At 55.7% G+C, this 20,822-nt stretch carries 17 protein-coding genes; 12 read left to right on the top strand and 5 right to left on the bottom strand.

Annotation, left to right across the window (positions count from 1 at the left end; all coding sequences use genetic code 11):
- The first annotated feature begins 160 nt into the window (after positions 1–160).
- Complete coding sequence (locus tag HWQ15_RS00500; RefSeq protein ID WP_048966258.1) at positions 161–415, top strand: YkgJ family cysteine cluster protein; 255 nt, start codon at positions 161–163, stop codon at positions 413–415.
- On the opposite strand, the gene setB is transcribed toward HWQ15_RS00500, so the two are convergent.
- Complete coding sequence (gene setB, locus HWQ15_RS00495; protein ID WP_038416423.1) at positions 412–1,593, bottom strand: sugar efflux transporter SetB; 1,182 nt, start codon at positions 1,591–1,593, stop codon at positions 412–414. The genes HWQ15_RS00500 and setB overlap by 4 nt on opposite strands.
- Before the next feature lie 358 nt (positions 1,594–1,951).
- Here setB and fruB point away from each other — a divergent pair, with 358 nt between their 5' ends.
- From fruB to fruA, 3 genes are read left to right on the top strand one after another with little or no spacing between them, the layout of a single operon-like run.
- On the top strand, positions 1,952–3,082 hold the full coding sequence (fruB, locus tag HWQ15_RS00490; protein ID WP_045308656.1) for a fused PTS fructose transporter subunit IIA/HPr protein: 1,131 nt from the start codon (positions 1,952–1,954) through the stop codon (positions 3,080–3,082).
- Positions 3,082–4,020, top strand: a complete 939-nt coding sequence (gene fruK / locus HWQ15_RS00485; protein WP_006811313.1) for a 1-phosphofructokinase — start codon at positions 3,082–3,084, stop codon at positions 4,018–4,020. The genes fruB and fruK overlap by 1 nt, the downstream gene beginning before the upstream one ends.
- A gap of 16 nt (positions 4,021–4,036) precedes the next feature.
- The gene (gene fruA, locus HWQ15_RS00480; protein WP_063148500.1) at positions 4,037–5,722 is read left to right on the top strand and encodes a PTS fructose transporter subunit IIBC; all 1,686 of its coding nucleotides are present in this window, start codon (positions 4,037–4,039) and stop codon (positions 5,720–5,722) included.
- 74 nt (positions 5,723–5,796) lie between these two features.
- On the opposite strand, the gene nfo is transcribed toward fruA, so the two are convergent.
- Together nfo and HWQ15_RS00470 are read right to left on the bottom strand one after the other, a co-directional pair.
- Entirely contained in the window at positions 5,797–6,654 is an 858-nt protein-coding gene (gene nfo, locus HWQ15_RS00475; protein WP_023300589.1) for a deoxyribonuclease IV, read from the bottom strand.
- 64 nt (positions 6,655–6,718) lie between these two features.
- Complete coding sequence (locus HWQ15_RS00470; RefSeq protein WP_023306611.1) at positions 6,719–7,765, bottom strand: YeiH family protein; 1,047 nt, start codon at positions 7,763–7,765, stop codon at positions 6,719–6,721.
- Positions 7,766–7,862: 97 nt separating this feature from the next.
- Between HWQ15_RS00470 and yieE the strand changes: the two genes are divergently transcribed.
- Together yieE and HWQ15_RS00460 are read left to right on the top strand one after the other, a co-directional pair.
- Positions 7,863–8,729 carry a DNA-binding transcriptional regulator YeiE gene (gene yieE / locus HWQ15_RS00465; RefSeq protein WP_017383387.1) on the top strand — a complete coding sequence of 289 codons (867 nt, stop codon included), beginning with the start codon at positions 7,863–7,865 and terminating at the stop codon, positions 8,727–8,729.
- A gap of 180 nt (positions 8,730–8,909) precedes the next feature.
- On the top strand, positions 8,910–10,379 hold the full coding sequence (locus HWQ15_RS00460; protein WP_022648700.1) for an amino acid permease: 1,470 nt from the start codon (positions 8,910–8,912) through the stop codon (positions 10,377–10,379).
- Positions 10,380–10,433: 54 nt separating this feature from the next.
- Here the strand turns inward: HWQ15_RS00460 and HWQ15_RS00455 are convergent, their stop codons facing one another.
- Together HWQ15_RS00455 and fghA are read right to left on the bottom strand one after the other, a co-directional pair.
- Complete coding sequence (locus HWQ15_RS00455) at positions 10,434–12,419, bottom strand: ligand-gated channel protein (RefSeq protein ID WP_023306610.1); 1,986 nt, start codon at positions 12,417–12,419, stop codon at positions 10,434–10,436.
- Positions 12,420–12,680: 261 nt separating this feature from the next.
- Positions 12,681–13,508, bottom strand: coding sequence for an S-formylglutathione hydrolase (gene fghA, locus HWQ15_RS00450; protein WP_038416422.1), 828 nt, complete (start codon positions 13,506–13,508; stop codon positions 12,681–12,683).
- Positions 13,509–13,645: 137 nt separating this feature from the next.
- On the opposite strand from fghA, the gene HWQ15_RS00445 reads away from it, so the two are divergent.
- From HWQ15_RS00445 to mglA, 6 genes are all read left to right on the top strand, one after another.
- The gene (locus tag HWQ15_RS00445; protein ID WP_063148501.1) at positions 13,646–14,794 is read left to right on the top strand and encodes a YbfB/YjiJ family MFS transporter; all 1,149 of its coding nucleotides are present in this window, start codon (positions 13,646–13,648) and stop codon (positions 14,792–14,794) included.
- 102 nt (positions 14,795–14,896) lie between these two features.
- Positions 14,897–15,565: a GTP cyclohydrolase I FolE gene (folE, locus tag HWQ15_RS00440; protein WP_017383384.1), complete on the top strand. Its 669-nt coding sequence runs from the start codon at positions 14,897–14,899 to the stop codon at positions 15,563–15,565.
- 18 nt (positions 15,566–15,583) lie between these two features.
- A complete protein-coding gene (gene yeiB, locus HWQ15_RS00435; RefSeq protein WP_045620890.1) occupies positions 15,584–16,741 on the top strand; it encodes a DUF418 domain-containing protein YeiB in 1,158 nt (385 codons plus the stop codon).
- Positions 16,742–16,896: 155 nt separating this feature from the next.
- Positions 16,897–17,919 carry an HTH-type transcriptional regulator GalS gene (galS, locus tag HWQ15_RS00430; protein ID WP_003859324.1) on the top strand — a complete coding sequence of 341 codons (1,023 nt, stop codon included), beginning with the start codon at positions 16,897–16,899 and terminating at the stop codon, positions 17,917–17,919.
- A 295-nt stretch (positions 17,920–18,214) separates the two neighbouring features.
- Complete coding sequence (mglB, locus tag HWQ15_RS00425) at positions 18,215–19,213, top strand: galactose/glucose ABC transporter substrate-binding protein MglB (RefSeq protein WP_022648695.1); 999 nt, start codon at positions 18,215–18,217, stop codon at positions 19,211–19,213.
- A gap of 79 nt (positions 19,214–19,292) precedes the next feature.
- The gene (mglA, locus tag HWQ15_RS00420; protein WP_003859320.1) at positions 19,293–20,813 is read left to right on the top strand and encodes a galactose/methyl galactoside ABC transporter ATP-binding protein MglA; all 1,521 of its coding nucleotides are present in this window, start codon (positions 19,293–19,295) and stop codon (positions 20,811–20,813) included.
- Positions 20,814–20,822 lie beyond the last annotated feature (9 nt).

Below are 20,822 nucleotides of genomic sequence, written 5' to 3'. Positions count from 1 at the left end.
GTAATCCTGTTTACGGGAGGTAAAAAATATCGCGCCAAATTACTCGCGCGCGGCCTTTCAGGCAAGCGGAATTCGTGGGTTTTGCTATCAATACATAAAAGGTGTTACTGTGCGCGCAATGCCCGACTGCGCGGGCATCTGCCACCAACAGAGAGCATGTATGGATTGTCGTTCCGACTGTGGCGCGTGCTGTACCGCACCGTCCATCTCAAGCCCCATTCCAGGCATGCCACAAGGCAAGCCTGCCAATACCCGCTGCGTTCAGCTCTCTGAATCTAACCTGTGCATGATCTTTGGCTCGCCTTTACGCCCGAAGGTGTGCTCCGGGCTCCAGCCTGACGCCGAAATGTGCGGCAGTACGCGCCAGCAGGCCATCACTTACCTGCTTGAGCTGGAAGCGCTCACCGCGCCTTAAACGTCCTTAATCCGCGTCAGGCAGCTCAGCGTCAGGACGCACATCACCAGCGCAATCCAGAACACCGTATGATAGTTCCAGATTTCAGCCACAACGCCCGCCAGTGAGCCTGCAATAATCCAGCCCACGCGGGTGGTATTAGTATAAAGGGTGGTGGCAGCGCCTGCCTGACCCGGCATCAGATCCTGGAAGTAGAGCATGCCGATACCGGCCAGAATACCGATGTAAATGGCGTTCAGCAGCTGTAAAGCAAGAAGCAGCGCTGGCGTATGAACCGTCAGCATACCGATATAAAACAGCAGCCCGGCAACGGCGGCGATGCGCATCAAAAAGCGCTTGCCGAAGCGCTTCGCGTAATAGCCCGCAATCAGCATGGTGGGGATCTCAAGCCCCGCGGCGGTTCCCATCATGATCCCGGCCAGCTTCTCCGGCAGATGCAGCTCATCAATAATAAACAACGGCATATTAATGATATAGAGGCTGTTCGTTCCCCACATCAGCGTACAGATAATGAATAACAGTAGTGCGTCGCGCCGGTTACGCCGCGGTGCTTCCAGCGTACCGGTCGCCACTTTCGGCTCTTTACGCATGGAAGGCAGGAAGAACCATACCATTGCGCCACACACCACGAAGGCTACCGCCGCGCTGAGGTACATTACCGTAAAGCCAAAACCCATTGCCAGCGCGTAGGCGAGCGGGGGGCCAATCACCCACGCAAGCGACACCTGCGCGCGCAGTATCGAGCTGAACATCACCGCTTCCCGCCCGGTGCGGTCGGCGTGCTCGCGGGCAAGGGCGAACATCTGCGGGTTGGCGGTCGAGCCGAAGCTGCTCAGGAACACCCCAACAAACAGCAGAATGAAATAGTTGCGGTTCCAGGCAAACAACACGCAGGCGAAAACGCCCAGCAGACAGCAAAAAACAATCAGGCTTTTGCGATCGCCTTTTCTGTCGGAACGCCCGGCCAGAAACTGGCTGACCAGGATGCCAATGATGGCGCTCCCGGTGAAGAAGAAGCCAACCATCGCCGGACGCGCGTGGACTTCGTTGGTCAGAAACAGGCTCAGCGTAGGCGTTTGTAACGCACCGGCAATACCGGTGAGGAAAGCAACAATCAAAAACGCCGTTGACGTCAAATCAAAGGGCTTTGGTGAGGCGGCAGCGGGGGTGTTATGCATGTTCAGTCTTTGCGAGTAACAGAGAGAGGCGGAGTTTACGCCGCCTGTCATTAAATAAACAGAGGGCAAAATCAAGATTGCCACAATAAATCAAAATAGCATTTCAGTTTAACGCTGTTTCGCTGAAGCGTGCTGAACATGTTTGCTGAACATCAGCAAAAACCTCCCTATTGAAGAAGAAATGTGCTGCACTTCTAAATTCTGCAACAAGAAATGTAACTTTTCTTGCAACCTTTTGTAGAAAAGACAAGACTTCTTGAAACGTTTCAGCGCTATCTTGCATGTCCTGTAGAAGCAGGTTAGCGCATATTTTCTCAGTTAAGCTGAAACGATTCAATTTCAGCAGGAGAGGAGAATCATGTTCCAGTTATCTGTTCAGGATATCCACCCGGGCGAACAGGCCGGGAATAAAGAAGAGGCTATTCGCCAGGTCGCCGCTGCGCTCGTGCAGGCTGGCAACGTGGCTGACGGCTACGTCAACGGCATGCTGGCGCGTGAACAGCAGACCTCCACCTTCCTCGGTAACGGTATTGCAATTCCGCACGGCACCACGGACACCCGCGATCAGGTGCTGAAAACCGGCGTGCAGGTTTACCAGTTCCCGCAGGGCGTGCTCTGGGGCGAGGGGCAGGTGGCTTACGTGGCGATCGGTATCGCGGCCAGCGGTGACGAACACCTGGGCCTGCTGCGTCAGTTGACGCACGTGCTGAGCGATGATGCCGTCGCGGAACAGCTTAAATCCGCCACCACTGCTGAAGAGCTGCGTGCCCTGCTGATGGGCGAAAAACAGAGCGAAGCGCTGAAGCTGGATAATGAAACCCTGATGCTGGACGTCGTCGCGTCCGATCTGGTGACGCTCCAGGCGCTGAACGCGGCTCGCCTGAAAGAGGTGGGGGCGGCTGATACCGCCTTTGTGACCCGCACCATCAATGATAAGCCTTTAAACCTGGGTCAGGGCATCTGGCTGAACGACAGTGCTGAAGGCAACCTGCGCAGTGCTATCGCGGTCAGCCGTGCTGCGGTTGCCTTTGAGACAGACGGTGAACGCGCCGCGATGCTGGTAACCGTTGCCATGGCTGACGATCAGCCGGTTTCCGTGCTGAAGCGCCTTGGCGATCTGCTGCTGAACAATAAAGCTGAAAAATTGCTGAACGCAGACGCGGCGACGGTGCTGGCCCTGTTGACCAGCGACGATGCGCTGACGGACAACCTGCTGAGCGCGGAGTACGTGGTGCGTAACGAACACGGCCTGCATGCCCGTCCGGGCACCATGCTGGTGAATACCATTAAACAATTTGAAAGTGAGATCACCGTGACCAATCTGGACGGTTCGGGTAAACCAGCCAACGGGCGCAGCCTGATGAAAGTTGTCGCGCTGGGTGTGAAGAAAGGCCATCGTCTGCGTTTTACCGCGCAGGGTGCTGATGCTGAACAGGCGCTGAAAGCGATTGGCGACGCCATCGCGGCCGGTCTGGGGGAGGGCGCATAATGAGCAGACGTGTTGCGACCATTACGCTGAACCCGGCTTACGATCTGGTGGGCTTCTGCCCGGAAATTGAGCGTGGCGAAGTTAACCTGGTGCGAACCACCGGCCTGCATGCCGCAGGGAAAGGGATTAACGTGGCGAAGGTGCTGAAAGATCTCGGCATCGACGTCACCGTTGGCGGCTTCCTTGGCAAAGACAACCAGGACGGTTTTCAGCAGTTGTTCAGTGAACTGGGCATCGCTAACCGTTTTCAGGTTGTGCAGGGCCGTACCCGTATTAACGTTAAGCTGACCGAGAAAGACGGTGAAGTGACCGATCTGAACTTCTCCGGCTTCGAAGTGACCCCGGCTGACTGGGAGCGCTTCGTTGCCGATTCCCTGAGCTGGCTGGGCCAGTTTGACATGGTGTGCGTCAGCGGTAGCCTGCCGTCCGGCGTCAGCCCGGAAGCGTTCACCGACTGGATGACGCGCCTGCGCAGCCAGTGCCCGTGCATTATTTTTGACAGCAGCCGCGACGCGCTGGTCGCCGGTCTGAAAGCCTCGCCATGGCTGGTTAAGCCTAACCGCCGTGAACTGGAAATCTGGGCGGGCCGTAAGCTGCCAGAATTAAAGGATGTGATTGACGCTGCCCATGCGCTGCGCGAGCAGGGTATCGCTCATGTGGTGATTTCGCTGGGTGCAGAAGGTGCCCTGTGGGTTAACGCCTCCGGGGAATGGATTGCCAAACCGCCTTCTATGGAAGTGGTCAGCACCGTGGGTGCCGGGGATTCGATGGTTGGCGGCCTGATCTACGGTCTGCTGATGCGCGAATCCAGTGAACATACCCTGCGCCTTGCTACCGCCGTTGCGGCCCTGGCCGTGAGCCAGAGCAATGTCGGTATTACCGATCGTACCCAGTTAGCCGCGATGATGGCGCGCGTTGACTTAAAACCTTTTAACTAACAGCAGGAGAGGAATAATGAAAACGCTGCTGATCATTGACTCCGGTCTCGGACAGGCTCGTGCCTATATGGCGAAGACCCTGCTGGGCGCGGCGGCACAAAAAGCGCACCTGGATATCATTGATAACCCGGGTGATGCTGAAATGGCGATTGTTCTGGGCGACAGAATCCCCGCGGACAGCGCCCTGAACGGCAAAAAAGTATGGCTGGGCGATATTAACCGCGCGGTGGCACACCCTGAACTGTTTCTGAGCGAAGCAAAAGGTCATGCGACGGTTTACAGCTCACCCGTTGAGGCCGCGCCGGTCGCAACCGCTGGGCCGAAACGCATTGTTGCGGTAACGGCCTGCCCGACAGGTGTGGCTCACACCTTTATGGCGGCTGAAGCCATTGAAACCGAAGCGAAAAAACGCGGCTGGTGGGTGAAGGTTGAAACTCGCGGCTCTGTTGGCGCGGGTAATGCCATCACGCCGGAAGAGGTGGCCGAAGCCGATCTGGTGATCGTGGCGGCCGATATCGAAGTGGATCTGGCGAAGTTTGCCGGTAAGCCGATGTTCCGCACCTCAACCGGCCTGGCGCTGAAGAAAACTGCGCAGGAGTTTGATAAAGCGCTGGCGGAAGCCAAACCTTATCAGGCGACCGGTGCGGCTAAGACGCCTGGCGAAGGTAAGAAAGAGTCTGCGGGTGCCTATCGTCACCTGTTAACCGGGGTTTCCTACATGCTGCCGATGGTGGTGGCGGGCGGCCTGTGTATTGCGCTCTCCTTTGCCTTTGGTATCGAAGCCTTTAAAGAGCAGGGCACGCTGGCGGCAGCGTTGATGCAGATTGGTGGCGGCTCCGCGTTTGCGCTGATGGTGCCGGTGCTGGCGGGCTTTATCGCCTTCTCCATCGCTGACCGTCCGGGTCTGACGCCGGGTCTTATCGGCGGTATGCTGGCCGTGAGCACTGGTTCTGGCTTTATCGGCGGTATTATTGCCGGTTTCCTTGCCGGTTACGTGGCGAAGCTCATCAGCTCTAAGCTGAAGCTGCCGCAGAGTATGGAGGCGCTGAAACCTATCCTGATCATCCCGCTGATTTCCAGCCTGGTGGTCGGTCTGGCGATGATTTACCTGATTGGTAAGCCGGTCGCGGGCATTCTGGAAGGTCTGACCCACTGGCTGCAAACCATGGGGACGGCGAACGCGGTGCTGTTGGGCGCAATCCTCGGCGGTATGATGTGTACCGACATGGGCGGTCCGGTAAACAAAGCGGCATACGCGTTCGGCGTTGGCCTGCTGAGTACCCAGACCTACGCGCCGATGGCGGCGATCATGGCGGCAGGTATGGTGCCTCCGCTGGCGCTTGGCCTGGCGACAATCATTGCCCGTCGTAAGTTTGATAAAGCGCAGCAGGAAGGCGGCAAAGCGGCGCTGGTGCTGGGTCTGTGCTTCATTACCGAAGGCGCAATCCCGTTTGCGGCGCGCGATCCAATGCGTGTTCTGCCATGCTGTATCGTCGGCGGTGCGGTAACGGGAGCTATCTCCATGGCGGTAGGTGCGAAACTGATGGCACCGCACGGCGGTCTGTTCGTCCTGCTGATCCCTGGCGCCATCACGCCGGTGCTGGGCTACCTGCTGGCGATTGTTGCCGGTACGCTGGTGGCGGGTCTGTCTTACGCGGTGCTGAAGCGTCCGGAAGCGGAAGTGGTCGCAAAAGCAGCCTAAAAGAGGTGTCGGGTGGCGGCTTCGCCTTACCCGACCTACAAAAAAGCCGGGTCGCGTTAAGCGCCCGGCTTTTTTTATGCCGCCTGTTCAGCGGTCTGCTGTGCCTTCAGCCAGGCAATCTCTTCTGCCCAGATATCCGGATTGATGGTTTCCAGCACCATTGGAATGCCGTCGAAGCGGGGATCCTGCATGATAAAGCGGAACGCATCGTGGCCGATATTACCTTCGCCCAGGCTGTGGTGACGGTCTACGCGGCTGCCGAACGCGCTTTTCGCATCGTTTAAGTGCATACCGCGAAGATATTTAAAACCAACAATACGCTCGAACTCTTCGAAGGTATTTTTCGTGGCCTCGGTTGTGCGCAGGTCATACCCGGCGGCAAACGCGTGGCAGGTATCAATGCACACGCCCACGCGGGATTTGTCTTCCACGCCGTCGATGATCGCCGCCAGATGCTCAAACTTAAAGCCGAGGTTGCTGCCCTGACCGGCGGTATTCTCAATCACCGCCGTCACGCCCTGGGTTTTATCCAGCGTCATGTTGATGGACTCGGCAATGCGCGCCAGACAGGCGTCTTCGTCGATTTGCATCAGATGGCTACCGGGATGGAAGTTCAGCAGCGTCAGCCCCAGCTGTTCACAGCGCTGAACCTCATCCAGGAATGCTTCGCGGGATTTTTCCAGCGCCTCAGCAACCGGGTGGCCGAGGTTAATCAGGTAACTGTCGTGCGGGAGGATCTGCCCAGGCCCATAGCGGTATTTCTCGCAGGCGGCTTTGAAGTCATCAATCACTTCCGCGGTGAGGGGAGCTGCGCGCCACTGCCGCTGGTTTTTGGTGAACAGGGCGAAAGCGGTCGCCTCGATTTCGGCGGCGCGAATGGCGGCATTCGCAAGGCCACCGGCAGCGCTGACGTGCGCTCCAACATATTTCATAAAAAGACTCCTGTTAACCCGAAATGCCTATGATAACGGGTTAACAGGAGAAGGACGAGATGGTTTATGCCAACAGGCTGTGTACCGCAAGGTTAATCGCACCGCCGCCAACTATCAGCCAGATGAACAGCACCAGCGCCATCAGCAGCGGTTTCGCCCCGGCTTTTTTCAGCGCGCTGACGTGCGTGGTGACGCCCAGCGCCGCCATTGCCATCGCCAGCAGGACCGTATCCAGCGTGACCAGCATATCCACCATCACTTTTGGCAGCAGGTGGAAAGAGTTGAAGATAGCGACCACGATGAACAGGATCGCAAACCACGGAATGGTGATTTTGCTTTTCTCGCTGCCGCCTGCAGGAGCCAGCTGTTTAACCCGCGCCGCGAGGAAAATCAGGAACGGGGCCAGCATCATCACGCGCAGCATTTTGGCGATGACCGCCGCGTTTTCCGCTTCCGGGTTAATGGCGTGACCTGCCGCCACCACCTGCGCCACTTCGTGCATGGTTGAGCCGATATAAATGCCGTAGGTTTCCGGGCTAAACCAGTGCGCCACCAGCGGATACATGGCTGGATACAGGAAGATCGCCAGCGTACCGAAGATAACTACCGTCGCGACGGCAACCGTGACTTTACTGGCCTCGGCTTTGACTACCGGCTCTGTTGCCAGTACAGCCGCTGCGCCGCAGATGCTACTACCCGCACCGATCAGCCAGCTGGTCTGTTTGTCCAGTCCAAAGATCTTCTGGCCGATAAAGCACGCCAGTAAAAAGGTGCTCGAAAGGGTCAGGACGTCGATGGCAATCCCGCTGACACCCACATCCGCGATCTGCGAAAAGGTGAGACGGAAGCCATAAAGGATGATCCCGAGACGTAATAAATGCTGCTTGGCGAAAATCACGCCGCCGTCGCAGGATTTCCAGATATGCGGGTAAACGGTGTTCCCGACCACCATGCCGAGCAGAATGGCCAGCGTCAGGGCGCTGAACCCTGCACCGGCAACAGCCGGTATACTGCCACCCCATAAGGCCACGCCGGTAACCACGGCGCTTAGCGCGAGACCCGGCACGAAGTGCCACACTGTACGATGATGTTGTAAGGTGATTTCTGACATAACCTTCTCCTTTGTCTGGCTAAAGGTTACGATGCTCTGGCTTAAAAATAAAATTGATTATATATTTATAATCAATCTTTATAAGTGGTAAGCAACCATGCACATTACATTGCGTCAGCTGGAAGTTTTTGCCGAGGTGCTGAAAAGCGGCTCGACAACCCAGGCGTCACAAATGCTGGCGCTCTCGCAGTCCGCCGTTAGCGCGGCCTTGACCGATCTTGAAGGGCAACTGGGCGTCCAGCTTTTCGACAGGGTAGGAAAGCGACTGGTGGTGAACGAACATGGCCGCCTGCTGTATCCGCGTGCCCTGGCCTTGCTTGAGCAGGCAACGGAGATCGAACAGCTGTTCCGCGAGGACAACGGCGCTATTCGCGTCTACGCCAGCAGCACGATCGGTAATTACATCCTGCCGGAAGTGATCGCCCGCTACCGCCGGGATTTTCCGACCCTGCCGCTGGAGATGAGCGTCGGCAACAGCCAGGACGTGATTAACGCGGTGATTGATTTCCGCGTGGACATCGGTCTTATCGAAGGGCCGTGCCACAACGTCGATATCATTGCGGAGCCCTGGCTTGAGGATGAGCTGGTGGTGTTTGCTTCCCCGGCCTCTTCTTTACTCCAGGGCGAGGTTACGCTGGAGCGTCTGGCGCAGGCGCAGTGGATCCTGCGAGAGCAGGGCTCCGGCACGCGTGAGATTGTCGATTATCTACTGCTGTCCCATCTGCCGCAGTTCCAGCTAGGGATGGAGTTAGGTAACTCCGAGGCCATTAAGCATGCCGTACGTCATGGCCTGGGCATTAGCTGTCTTTCCCGACGGGTGATCGCCGAACAGCTGGAAACCGGCTCTCTGGTTGAGATCCCCGTTCCGCTGCCGAAGCTGGTGCGCACGCTGTGGTGCATCCACCATCGTCAGAAACACCTTTCCAGCTCGCTCCAGCGTTTTCTGCGCTATTGTGCCATTTAACGTTCCCCGGTGGCACTTCGCTTACCGGGGCCTGGTGCGCTTATCACTCCACATTTTTATGCTTTACTTATAATCCTGGCCGAGTCATGAAGCTCTCTTATAACTGAGCATTTCTGCCGGAAGCAACGCAGATCGTCTGCTACAATCGCGCCTCATTTATTGAATGGACAGCATTTTCACATGGTTTCAGAAACTAAAACCACAGAAGCGCCCGCGCTACGTCGCGCACTTAAGGCGCGTCACCTGACGATGATCGCCATTGGCGGCTCCATCGGTACGGGTCTTTTCGTTGCCTCTGGCGCAACAATTTCGGCAGCCGGCCCGGGTGGGGCATTATTCTCTTATATCCTGATTGGCCTGATGGTCTACTTCCTGATGACCAGCCTGGGCGAACTGGCGGCATACATGCCGGTGTCTGGTTCGTTTTCGACCTACGGACAAAAATACGTTGAGGAAGGCTTCGGCTTCGCGCTGGGCTGGAACTACTGGTACAACTGGGCGGTGACCATCGCCGTTGACCTCGTCGCCGCACAGCTGGTGATGACCTGGTGGTTCCCGGACACGCCCGGCTGGATCTGGAGCGCCCTGTTCCTGGCGGTCATCTTCCTGCTGAACTACATCTCCGTGCGCGGTTTCGGCGAAGCGGAATACTGGTTCTCTTTGATTAAAGTGGCAACCGTCATCATCTTTATCGTCGTCGGTGTGGCGATGATCGTTGGTATTTTCAAAGGGGCCGAACCGGCGGGCTGGAGTAACTGGACAATAGGCGATGCGCCGTTTGCCGGGGGCTTCTCGGCGATGATTGGCGTGGCGATGATTGTCGGCTTCTCCTTCCAGGGCACCGAACTGATTGGCATTGCGGCCGGTGAATCCGAAAACCCGGAGAAGACCATCCCGCGCGCGGTGCGTCAGGTGTTCTGGCGTATCCTGCTGTTCTATGTGTTCGCGATCCTGATTATCAGCCTGATCATTCCGTATACCGACCCAAGCCTGCTGCGTAACGATGTGAAAGACATCAGCGTCAGCCCGTTCACCCTGGTCTTCCAGCACGCGGGTCTGCTCTCTGCGGCGGCGGTGATGAACGCGGTGATCCTGACGGCGGTACTGTCTGCGGGTAACTCCGGTATGTACGCCTCTACCCGCATGCTCTACACCCTGGCCTGCGACGGTAAAGCGCCACGTATTTTCTCGAAACTGTCTCGCGGTGGCGTGCCACGCAACGCGCTGTATGCGACCACGGTGATTGCGGGTCTCTGTTTCCTGACCTCCATGTTCGGCAACCAGACGGTCTACCTGTGGCTGCTTAACACCTCTGGTATGACGGGCTTCATTGCCTGGCTGGGCATTGCCATCAGCCACTACCGTTTCCGTCGCGGATACGTCAAGCAGGGGCATGATCTGAATAATCTGCCGTACCGGTCAGGGTTCTTCCCGCTGGGGCCGATCTTCGCCTTCGTTCTGTGCCTGATCATTACCCTGGGCCAGAACTATGAGGCCTTCCTTGCGGACACCATTGACTGGGGCGCCGTCACGGCTACCTATATTGGCATTCCGCTGTTCCTGATCATCTGGTTTGGCTACAAACTGACGAAAGGAACGCGCTTCGTTCGCTACAGTGAAATGGATTTCCCGGAACGATTTAAACAATAACCGCACTTCCTCTCTTTTAGCCCGCTCAATCGAGCGGGCTTTTTTATGGGCAGATCAGAAGCTGTAAGTCATGCCAACGGTATAGCGACGGCCATCCAGCACGGTGTCATACGTATCGTAGTCAATCTGCTTATCGAGCACGTTATACACACCGGCAGTAACCAGCAGGTTTTTGTTGGCGTTGTAGCGCATACCGACATCCACCTGAGTGTAGGACGGTGTACCCTGGGACATTGACGTGCGGCTCAGGTACTCAGACGTTTTACCGCGCAGGTTCAGACGGCTCCAGAAGCCGACGTCGGGCGTTGCCTGCCAGTCCAGGGTGGTGTTGAACATGTGTTTTGGCATTTTGTTCAGTGGCTTGCCGGAGAACTGGCCGCTCTTCTGCTCGGATTCCGTATAGGTGTAGTTTGCAGTCCAGTTCACATCGCGCGTGATTTTCCAGCCGAAGGAGGACTCCACACCGCGCATATTGGCTTTGTCCACGTTGACGCGATCGCTGACGAAATCATAGCTATGATCGCCAATCGTACAGGCGGGATCGGCGCTACTGTTACAGCGGCGAACTTCCGTAATCTTGTCCTTGAAGTCGGTATTAAACAGGGTCACACCGGCATTAAGGTTATCGTTGTTATCCCAGAGCAGGGCGAGCTCTTCGCTCAGGCTCTTCTCGGGTTTCAGATCCGGGTTGCCGACGATGATACCGTCAAGACGGCCGCCACCTGTCACCTGGCCCCAGCTGGCAGACGACTGACGCAGATCCGGCGCACGATAGCCAGCAGAAACCCCGCCTTTCAACGTCCACTGATCGGCCAGGTGCCATACGCCGTAACCGCGCGGCGTCCAGTTCGTCCCGTAGTTTTGGTCTTTGTCCATACGCAGGCCGCCTGTCAACGTAAAGCTTTCCGTCATTGACCATTCATCTTCGGCAAACAGGGCCCAGCTCCAGCGCGTCAGTTTGTTCAGGCCGTCAGCAGCTTCCAGCTGATTACCGTTGTCGCGCAGTTTCTCATAGCGGTACTGCCCGCCGAGGGTCAACGTATGATCGCCGAGGAAGATCTGGTTCTGGTTGTTAAAGGTGGTGTTGTAGGAACGCATTTTGCGACCTGGATTATTGGTCTCTTCCTGCTGGATATAGCTGGTGGTATTGAAGTCGTCGTAATAACCACTGTGGGTTAACGAGTAGGTCGTGTGCTCATAGCGCGAGTCGCTTTTGGTATTTGGCGTACAGGTTGTTCCCCGGCAGGTTTCAGCTGCTTTCGACATCCCCGGGGTGCTGTTTCTGTCCTGAAGCTCGCGAGCAAAGTCGAGATCGAAATCGTTCTTCTCGTCCGGGGTAAAGTTCAGCGTAATGCCACCGTTACGCATTTTCTGCTCGTTATAGCCGTTCACGATTTTATCTTCTGCGCGGCGTGACAACAGCCCCGTCACTTTTGCACCCAGCAGCCCGTCAATCAGGGGACCAGAGGCGTAGGCGTTGGTCTGGAAGATATCGCCGGAGTCATGATTTTCCTGGAAGGTTGCATCGCCATGCAACGAACCGGTCCAGGCTTTGGTGTTCGAGACTTTTTTGGTAATGACGTTAATGACGCCACCCATAGCATCGGAGCCGTAAAGCGAGGACATCGGGCCGCGGATGACCTCGATGCGCTCAATGGACTCCAGCGGCGGCAGCCAGCCTTGTTCAATACCCGAGTTGTCGCTGTTTGGGCGGGTGCTTCGCGTACTGACGCGTTTGCCGTTCACCAGGAACAGGGTGTACTGAGAGGCCATGCCGCGAATACTGATATCACTGCTACTTCCACCGCCGGTGACGACGACGCCCGGGACATCTCTCAGGGCATCGGTAACATCACGGTAGGCTTTATCTTCAATCTGCTGTTTTGAAATTACAGAGATGGAGGCGGGGGCATTCTGGATCTTTTGTTCAAAACCCGTCGCGGTAACGACAACGGTATCCTGATCGGCTGCGTGAACGAAGGGGGAACATGTGGCAGCGCCAATGGCGACGGCCAGGAGCTTAATGCGTGGTATTGTCATTTGTACATTCCGTATAAAAATGAAAAAAACTCCATCGGGATAACCCTGAGAACTGTATGTTTTTGTCTTGTAAGAACTCTTTGAGATGGAGAAGAGCCTGGAATTGTACAAAAGAATGTAGAATTGTAAACACAAATGATAATTGAAATCATTTGTGTTTGAGTGAGGGCGACGGAAAACAGGCTGGATTCAAGCGGATAGGATTATGTAAATGAGGGGAAAGGCCCGACAGGCGAGAGGCTATCGGGCAAACAGCTGTATTTACGCGAACAAATGTGTCGCATGGAAGCGAAGATGATCTTCAATAAAGGACGCCATAAAGTAATAGCTGTGATCGTATCCCGGCTGTATGCGCAGAGTCAGCGGCCAGTCCTTCTGGCGCGCGGCTTCCGCCAGCACCGCAGGCTGTAACTGCCCGGCGAGGAACTGATCGGCATCACCCTGATCCACCAGCATCGGGATAGCGTCTTCTGGCTGGCTTGCCAGCAACAGCGCACAGCTGTCCCATTCCTGCCATTTCTCTGCATCCTCACCCAGATAGTGCGTGAAGGCTTTTTGCCCCCACGGCACCTGCGTTGGGTTCACAATCGGCGCAAATGCGGACACGCTGGTGTATTTCCCCGGATTTTTCAGCGCCATTATCAGCGCCCCGTGGCCACCCATCGAATGTCCGCTTATCGCGCAGCGCTCGCTGACCGCGAACTGAGAGTGCACCAGGGCAGGGAGTTCATCGCGAATGTAGTCATACATGCGGTAATGGCTCGCCCAGGGTTGTTCCGTGGCGTTGAGATAGAACCCGGCGCCTTTACCCAAATCGTATCCGGCATCGTCGGCCACGTCATCGCCACGCGGGCTGGTATCTGGCATCACCAGCGCAATGCCCAGTTCGGCGGCAATACGCTGGGCGCCCGCTTTGGTGGTGAAATTTTCGTCGTTGCAGGTCAGGCCTGAAAGCCAGTACAGCACCGGTGGATTGTCCGCAGGGGGCAGGAAAATGCTGAACGTCATAGCACAGTTCAGCGTGGTGGAGTCGTGCCGCCAGCGCTGCTGTCGACCTTCAAAACAACGATGCTCTTCGAGCAGTTCCATGCAGGGCTCCTTATCCGAAAGACTATTCATAAAACGCATAATACAGAGTTTTCATTGACCTGTGAGCAACTTTCACTTTCGCAGGACGGCGAGATGTTGCATCATAAATTTACTTTTCTTTAACAATTGGAGCGATCATGGCGCTGCGTATCGCGCTCAGCGGATTTGTGGTTCTGATTGTGGCGATGGGGATAGGGCGCTTCGCCTTCACGCCTCAGGTGCCGCTGATGATTACCGCCGGGCAACTCACGCTCACCAGCGCGGGGCTGGTGGCGGCAATGAACTACCTGGGCTATCTGGTGGGGGCATGGGATGCTATGCGCGCTCATCGCTTCGTTGAAACGCGTCTCTGGCTTGGCATCACTGGCGCGGTGGCGCTGACGCTGCTCTCTGCGGCGGCAGATAATGCTGTCGTTCACGGTCTGCTGCGCTTTGTGATCGGCTGCATGAGCGGCTGGTCGATGGTGCTGATTGCCGCCTGGACCAACGAGCGGCTGGGGCAGCTGGGCAAGCCGGGGCTTAGTGCAGCCGTCTTTGCCGGACCCGGGGCAGGCATCGCCCTGAGTGGCCTGCTGGCGGTCTATATTCAGGCGAGATCCCTGTCTGCCGGCGCGGCATGGCAAATCTACGGCGTACTGGCGCTGGTGCTGATTGCGCTGGTGGCGCGCTATCTGCCGCGCGCGGGCCAGCTTCATCGCCCCGGTACCGCGCCTGAGCCGTTGCTGCTGACTACGGATCTCAGGCGTCTGGTCTGGAGCTACAGCCTGGCAGGGTTCGGCTATATCCTCCCTGCGACCTTCCTGTCGCAAATGGCGGCGGTGCGTTTCCCCGGCAGCCTGTTTGCCCAGTTTGTCTGGCCAATATTTGGCGCCGCCTCGGTGGTGGGGATTGCGATCAGTATTGCCCTGCGGCATACATCAAGCGCTAACCGCAGGCTGGCGATTGTTCTCTGGTTACAGGGGATTGGCGTGCTGGCGGCCTGGCTGCTGCCGGGCATTGGCGGCTTGCTAACGGGTGGGCTGCTGGTGGGCGGCGGGTTCCTCTGCGCCGTGCAGCTCTCTCTTCTGTACGGTCGCGAGCTGGCGCCAGATCATACGCGTTATATGGCGGGACTGCTCACCACCGGGTATGCCATTGGTCAGCTGATTGGTCCGGTCACGTCGGCACTCTCGACCTGGCTCACGCACCGGCTGGAACCTGCGCTGGGGCTGGCGGGGATCGCGCTGTTCGCTGGCGGAGCGTTAGTCTGGAACCGTCAGGCTGAAAGGCAACAGCAATTGCAATAATTATCGACGTGAATACTGGATTATGTGCGTCGCCTCACGCACAATGAGCGCACACTTTTGCCACAACGAGGGCAAAAGACGCCACACCTGCAGGAGAAAAGAATGTCATCACTCAGTAAAGAAGCAGCCCTTGTCCATGAAGCGCTGGTTGCGCGCGGTCTTGAAACGCCACTGCGCCCGCCCGTGCAGGAGCTGGACAATGTTACCCGCAAGAGTCTGATCGCCGGCCATATGACGGAGATCATGCAACTGCTGAATCTCGATCTGAGCGACGACAGCCTGATGGAGACGCCGCACCGCATCGCGAAAATGTACGTCGACGAAATTTTCTCCGGCCTGGATTACGCGAACTTCCCGAAAATCACCGTCATTGAAAACAAGATGAAGGTCGATGAGATGGTGACGGTACGCGATATCACGCTGACCAGCACCTGCGAGCATCACTTTGTGACCATCGATGGTAAAGCGACGGTGGCCTATATTCCAAAAGATACGGTCATTGGCCTGTCCAAGATCAACCGCATCGTGCAGTTCTTTGCCCAGCGTCCTCAGGTGCAGGAGCGTCTGACGCAGCAGATCCTGACCGCACTGCAAACCCTGTTGGGGACTAACAACGTGGCGGTGTCTATCGACGCGGTTCACTACTGCGTGAAAGCGCGTGGCGTGCGTGATGCAACCAGCGCGACTACCACCACCTCGCTGGGCGGCCTGTTCAAATCGAGCCAGAACACCCGCCAGGAGTTTCTGCGCGCCGTGCGCCACCACAACTAATCAGACAGGGCAGGGACCATGGAGCGAAACGTCACGCTCGATTTTGTTCGCGGCGTCGCCATTCTCGGTATCCTGCTGCTGAATATCAGCGCCTTCGGTCTGCCGAAGGCCGCCTATCTGAACCCTGCATGGTATGGCGACATCACGCGCAGCGACGCCTGGACGTGGGCAATCCTTGATCTCTTCGCACAGGTTAAATTTCTGACCCTCTTTGCGCTTCTGTTTGGCGCGGGACTTCAGCTTCTCCTCAAACGCGGTACGCGCTGGATCCAGTCGCGTTTAACGCTGCTGGTTATCCTCGGTTTTATTCACGGGCTGCTTTTCTGGGACGGCGATATTCTGCTCGCGTATGGTCTGGTGGGCCTGATTTGCTGGCGGCTGATCCGCGACGCGCCCGGTGTAAAAAGCCTCTTTAACACTGGCGTGATGCTCTATGTCATGGGACTGACCGTGTTATTGCTGCTTGGCATGATCGCTGATGCTTCCACCAGTCGTTCGTGGATCCCGGATGCGGCCAATCTGCAATATGAGCAGTTCTGGAAGCTGAAAGGCGGCATAGAAGCGATCGGCAACCGGGCCGATATGCTCGGCGATAACCTGCTGGCGCTGGGGGCGCAATACGGCTGGCAGCTGGCGGGGATGATGCTGATGGGCGCAGCCCTGATGCGCACCGGCTGGCTGAAAGGAGAATTTAGCCTGCGACACTATCGTCTCACAGGCGCTGGCCTGGTACTGCTCGGCGTGATGATTAACCTTCCGGCGGTGATCGTACAGTGGCATCTTCAGTGGGATTATCGCTGGTGCGCCTTCCTGTTGCAGGTGCCGCGCGAACTGAGCGCGCCGTTCCAGACCATTGGCTATGCGGCGCTGATCTATGGCTTCTGGCCCCGGCTTTCTCGCCTGTGGATCGTCAGTGCGGTGGCCTGCGTTGGACGGATGGCGTTAAGCAATTACATCCTCCAAACGCTGATATGCACCACGCTTTTCTACCGATTCGGCCTGTTTATGAAATTCGACCGCCTGACGCTGCTGGCGTTTGTTATTCCGGTCTGGATTGTTAACGTGGTGTTTTCAGTTATCTGGCTGCGTTTTTTCCGCCAGGGCCCGCTGGAGTGGGTATGGCGACGGTTAACCGCCCTTGCGTCGGGCGTGTCATTGCGTAATACATCCAGATAACGATCTGGATCACAATCATTAACAAAACGGATGTAAGCGTTTTCATCTGTGTGAGCTTCTTCACGTAGTCTCTTCTCTCTCGCTGCCAGAATAGCCACCTTGCTAAACACAGGGGGTGTCTGTGAGTTGCTGCAATCCTTTTAAGGGTGGTGAATATGATCACCATTCGTGACGTCGCCCGCCAGGCGGGTGTTTCTGTTGCTACTGTCTCCCGCGTGCTGAACAACAGTGCGCTGGTCAGCCCTGAAACGCGTGAAACCGTAATGAAAGCCGTGACCCAGCTGGGGTACCGGCCAAACGCCAATGCTCAGGCGCTGGCGACGCAGGTCAGCGATACCATTGGTGTCGTGGTGATGGACGTGTCGGACGCCTTCTTCGGCGCGCTGGTCAAAGCGGTGGACGTCGTTGCTCAGCAGCACCAGAAATATGTGCTGATTGGCAACAGCTATCACGAGGCTGAAAAAGAGCGTTATGCCATTGAGGTACTGATCCGCCAGCGCTGTAACGCCCTGATCGTGCACTCAAAAGCCCTGAGCGATGAAGAGCTGGCCGGGTTTATGGAGCAGATCCCCGGTATGGTGCTGATCAACCGTATCGTCCCCGGTTATGCGCACCGCTGCGTCGGTCTGGATAACATCAGCGGCGCGATGATGGCGACGCGGATGCTCATCAGCAACGGCCATCAGCGCATTGGTTATCTGGCTTCCAGCCACGGTATTGAAGACGACATGATGCGCCGTGAGGGCTGGCAAAACGCCCTGAAAGAACAGGGCATTGCGCCGCTGGAGAGCTGGGTTGGTACCGGTTCGCCGGACATGCAGGGCGGTGAAGCGGCAATGGTGGAACTGCTGGGGCGTAATCTTCAGCTGACGGCCGTGTTTGCCTATAACGACAGCATGGCGGCAGGTGCGCTTACCGCGCTGAAAGATAATGGCATTGCGGTGCCGCAGCATTTATCGCTGATCGGTTTTGATGATATTCCGATTGCCCGTTACACCGATCCGCAACTGACAACGGTGCGTTACCCCATTGCGTCGATGGCGAAACTGGCGACAGAGCTGGCGTTACAGGGGGCGGCAGGGCTGTTAGATCCTGACGCAACGCATTGTTTTATGCCGACTTTAGTACGCCGCCATTCGGTCGCTATCCGACAAACTGTGGCTCCGATCACTAACTGATAACATCACGTGATGTAACCGTTTTCAATCTGTGAGTAAATTCACAGTATCTTAACAAGCCGCTGTCTATGATGTCAGCGTTTTAGGGGCTGAAACACAATGTAACGGTGATTATTCACTTTTACCGTGACCAGAAAGCCTCAAACAACGAATAAAACGCATTTCTGGAGCGTTACCGAACACGGAAGCTGGACATTTTATAAGTGAACTTCGGCGATCAGTAACGTTTTATTAACATCTGCCCGCCGACCGTTTTTCACAAGAACTACCCTGCATAAAAAAAACCGGAGATACCATGAATAAGAAGGTGTTGACTCTGTCTGCTGTCATGGCAAGCATGCTTTTTGGCGCAGCAGCACACGCAGCGGATACCCGTATTGGCGTGACTATCTATAAATACGACGACAACTTCATGTCCGTTGTGCGTAAAGCAATTGAAAAAGATGCTAAATCAGCGCCAGACGTGCAGCTGCTGATGAATGACTCCCAGAATGACCAGTCTAAACAGAACGATCAGATTGACGTTCTTCTGGCAAAAGGCGTGAAAGCGCTGGCTATTAACCTGGTTGACCCGGCTGCGGCAGGTACGGTGATCGAGAAAGCACGCGGCCAGAACGTGCCGATTGTCTTCTTCAACAAAGAGCCTTCCCGTAAAGCGCTGGACAGCTACGATAAAGCGTATTACGTGGGTACTGACTCCAAAGAGTCCGGGATTATCCAGGGCGATCTGATTGCGAAACACTGGGCGGCGAACCCAAACTGGGATATGAACAAAGATGGTCAGATTCAGTTCGTTCTGCTGAAAGGCGAACCGGGCCATCCGGATGCTGAAGCACGTACCACCTACGTTATTAAAGAGCTGAACGACAAGGGCCTGAAAACCCAGCAGCTGGCGTTAGACACCGCAATGTGGGACACCGCTCAGGCGAAAGATAAGATGGATGCGTGGCTCTCTGGCCCGAACGCCAACAAAATTGAAGTGGTCATCGCCAACAACGATGCAATGGCAATGGGTGCAGTTGAAGCGCTGAAAGCACACAACAAATCCGCCATTCCTGTATTCGGTGTGGATGCCCTGCCAGAAGCGCTGGCGCTGGTGAAATCTGGCGCAATGGCCGGTACCGTGCTGAACGATGCTAACAACCAGGCGAAAGCCACCTTCGATCTGGCGAAAAACCTCGCTGATGGTAAAGGCGCTGCTGACGGCACCAGCTGGAAAATTGAAAACAAAATCGTTCGCGTTCCTTACGTGGGCGTAGACCAGTCCAACCTGGCTGAGTTTATCGGTAAATAAGTTAACTGAATTGTCTTCACTGGGCGCAATTCGTTGCGCCCTTTTATAACGCGATATGCGAGGCCAACAAGGTATAATTATGGTCAGCACAACTACTCAGTCGTCCGGTGAATACTTGTTGGAAATGACCGGTGTTAACAAGTCATTCCCCGGTGTTAAGGCGCTCGATAATGTTAATTTAAAAGTTCGTCCTCACTCTATTCATGCGTTAATGGGTGAAAACGGTGCGGGTAAATCAACATTATTAAAATGCCTTTTTGGGATCTATCAAAAAGATTCTGGCAGCATTCTTTTTCAGGGAAAAGAGATCGACTTCCATTCAGCGAAAGAAGCGCTGGAGAACGGTATCTCGATGGTACACCAGGAATTAAACCTGGTTCTGCAACGTTCGGTTATGGATAATATGTGGTTGGGCCGCTATCCAACCAAAGGTGTCTTTGTCGATCAGGATAAAATGTATCGCGACACCAAAGCCATTTTCGATGAGCTGGATATTGATATTGACCCGCGCGCACGTGTCGGGACATTATCCGTTTCCCAGATGCAGATGATCGAAATTGCCAAAGCGTTCTCCTATGATGCGAAAATCGTGATCATGGATGAACCGACATCGTCATTGACGGAAAAAGAGGTTAACCACCTTTTTACCATCATCCGTAAGCTGAAAGATCGCGGCTGCGGCATTGTCTATATCTCACATAAAATGGAAGAGATCTTCCAGCTGTGCGATGAAATTACCATCCTGCGCGATGGCCAGTGGATTGCCACCCAGCCGCTGGAAGGGCTGGACATGGACAAGATCATCGCCATGATGGTTGGCCGTTCATTGAACCAGCGCTTCCCGGATAAAGAAAACAAGCCGGGCGAAGTGATTCTGGAGGTGCGTAACCTGACCTCACTGCGTCAGCCGTCCATCCGCGATGTCTCTTTCGATTTGCACAAGGGCGAGATCCTTGGTATCGCAGGGCTGGTGGGCGCTAAGCGCACCGATATCGTGGAAACCCTGTTTGGTATCCGTGAGAAAGCCGAGGGCACCATTACCCTGCACGGTAAGAAAATCAACAACCACAACGCCAATGAAGCCATTAATAATGGTTTTGCGCTGGTGACGGAAGAGCGGCGTTCCACCGGTATTTACGCTTATCTTGATATTAACTTTAACTCGTTAATTTCTAATATTCGCAATTACAAAAACAAGGTCGGGTTGCTGGATAATTCCCGCATGAAGAGCGATACCCAGTGGGTGATTGACTCCATGCGCGTGAAAACGCCGGGCCACCGCACGCAAATTGGCTCACTCTCGGGAGGGAACCAGCAGAAAGTCATTATTGGTCGCTGGCTGTTAACCCAGCCTGAAATACTGATGCTGGATGAACCTACGCGTGGTATCGACGTGGGTGCAAAATTCGAGATTTACCAGCTGATCGCAGAGCTGGCGAAAAAAGATAAAGGGATCATTATTATTTCTTCCGAAATGCCGGAATTGTTAGGGATCACAGACCGTATTCTGGTTATGAGCAATGGTCTCGTTGCCGGTATTGTTGAAACCAAAACGACAACGCAAAACGAAATTTTGCGTCTTGCGTCTTTGCACCTTTAAGATCAGGGG

It is taken from the genome of Enterobacter sp. DSM 30060, assembly GCF_013375955.1.
In the GTDB taxonomy this organism is placed as follows: Bacteria; Pseudomonadota; Gammaproteobacteria; order Enterobacterales; family Enterobacteriaceae; genus Enterobacter; species Enterobacter intestinihominis.
Note: the sequence above shows the minus strand (reverse complement) of the source record. Positions and strands in the feature narration are given on the sequence as shown.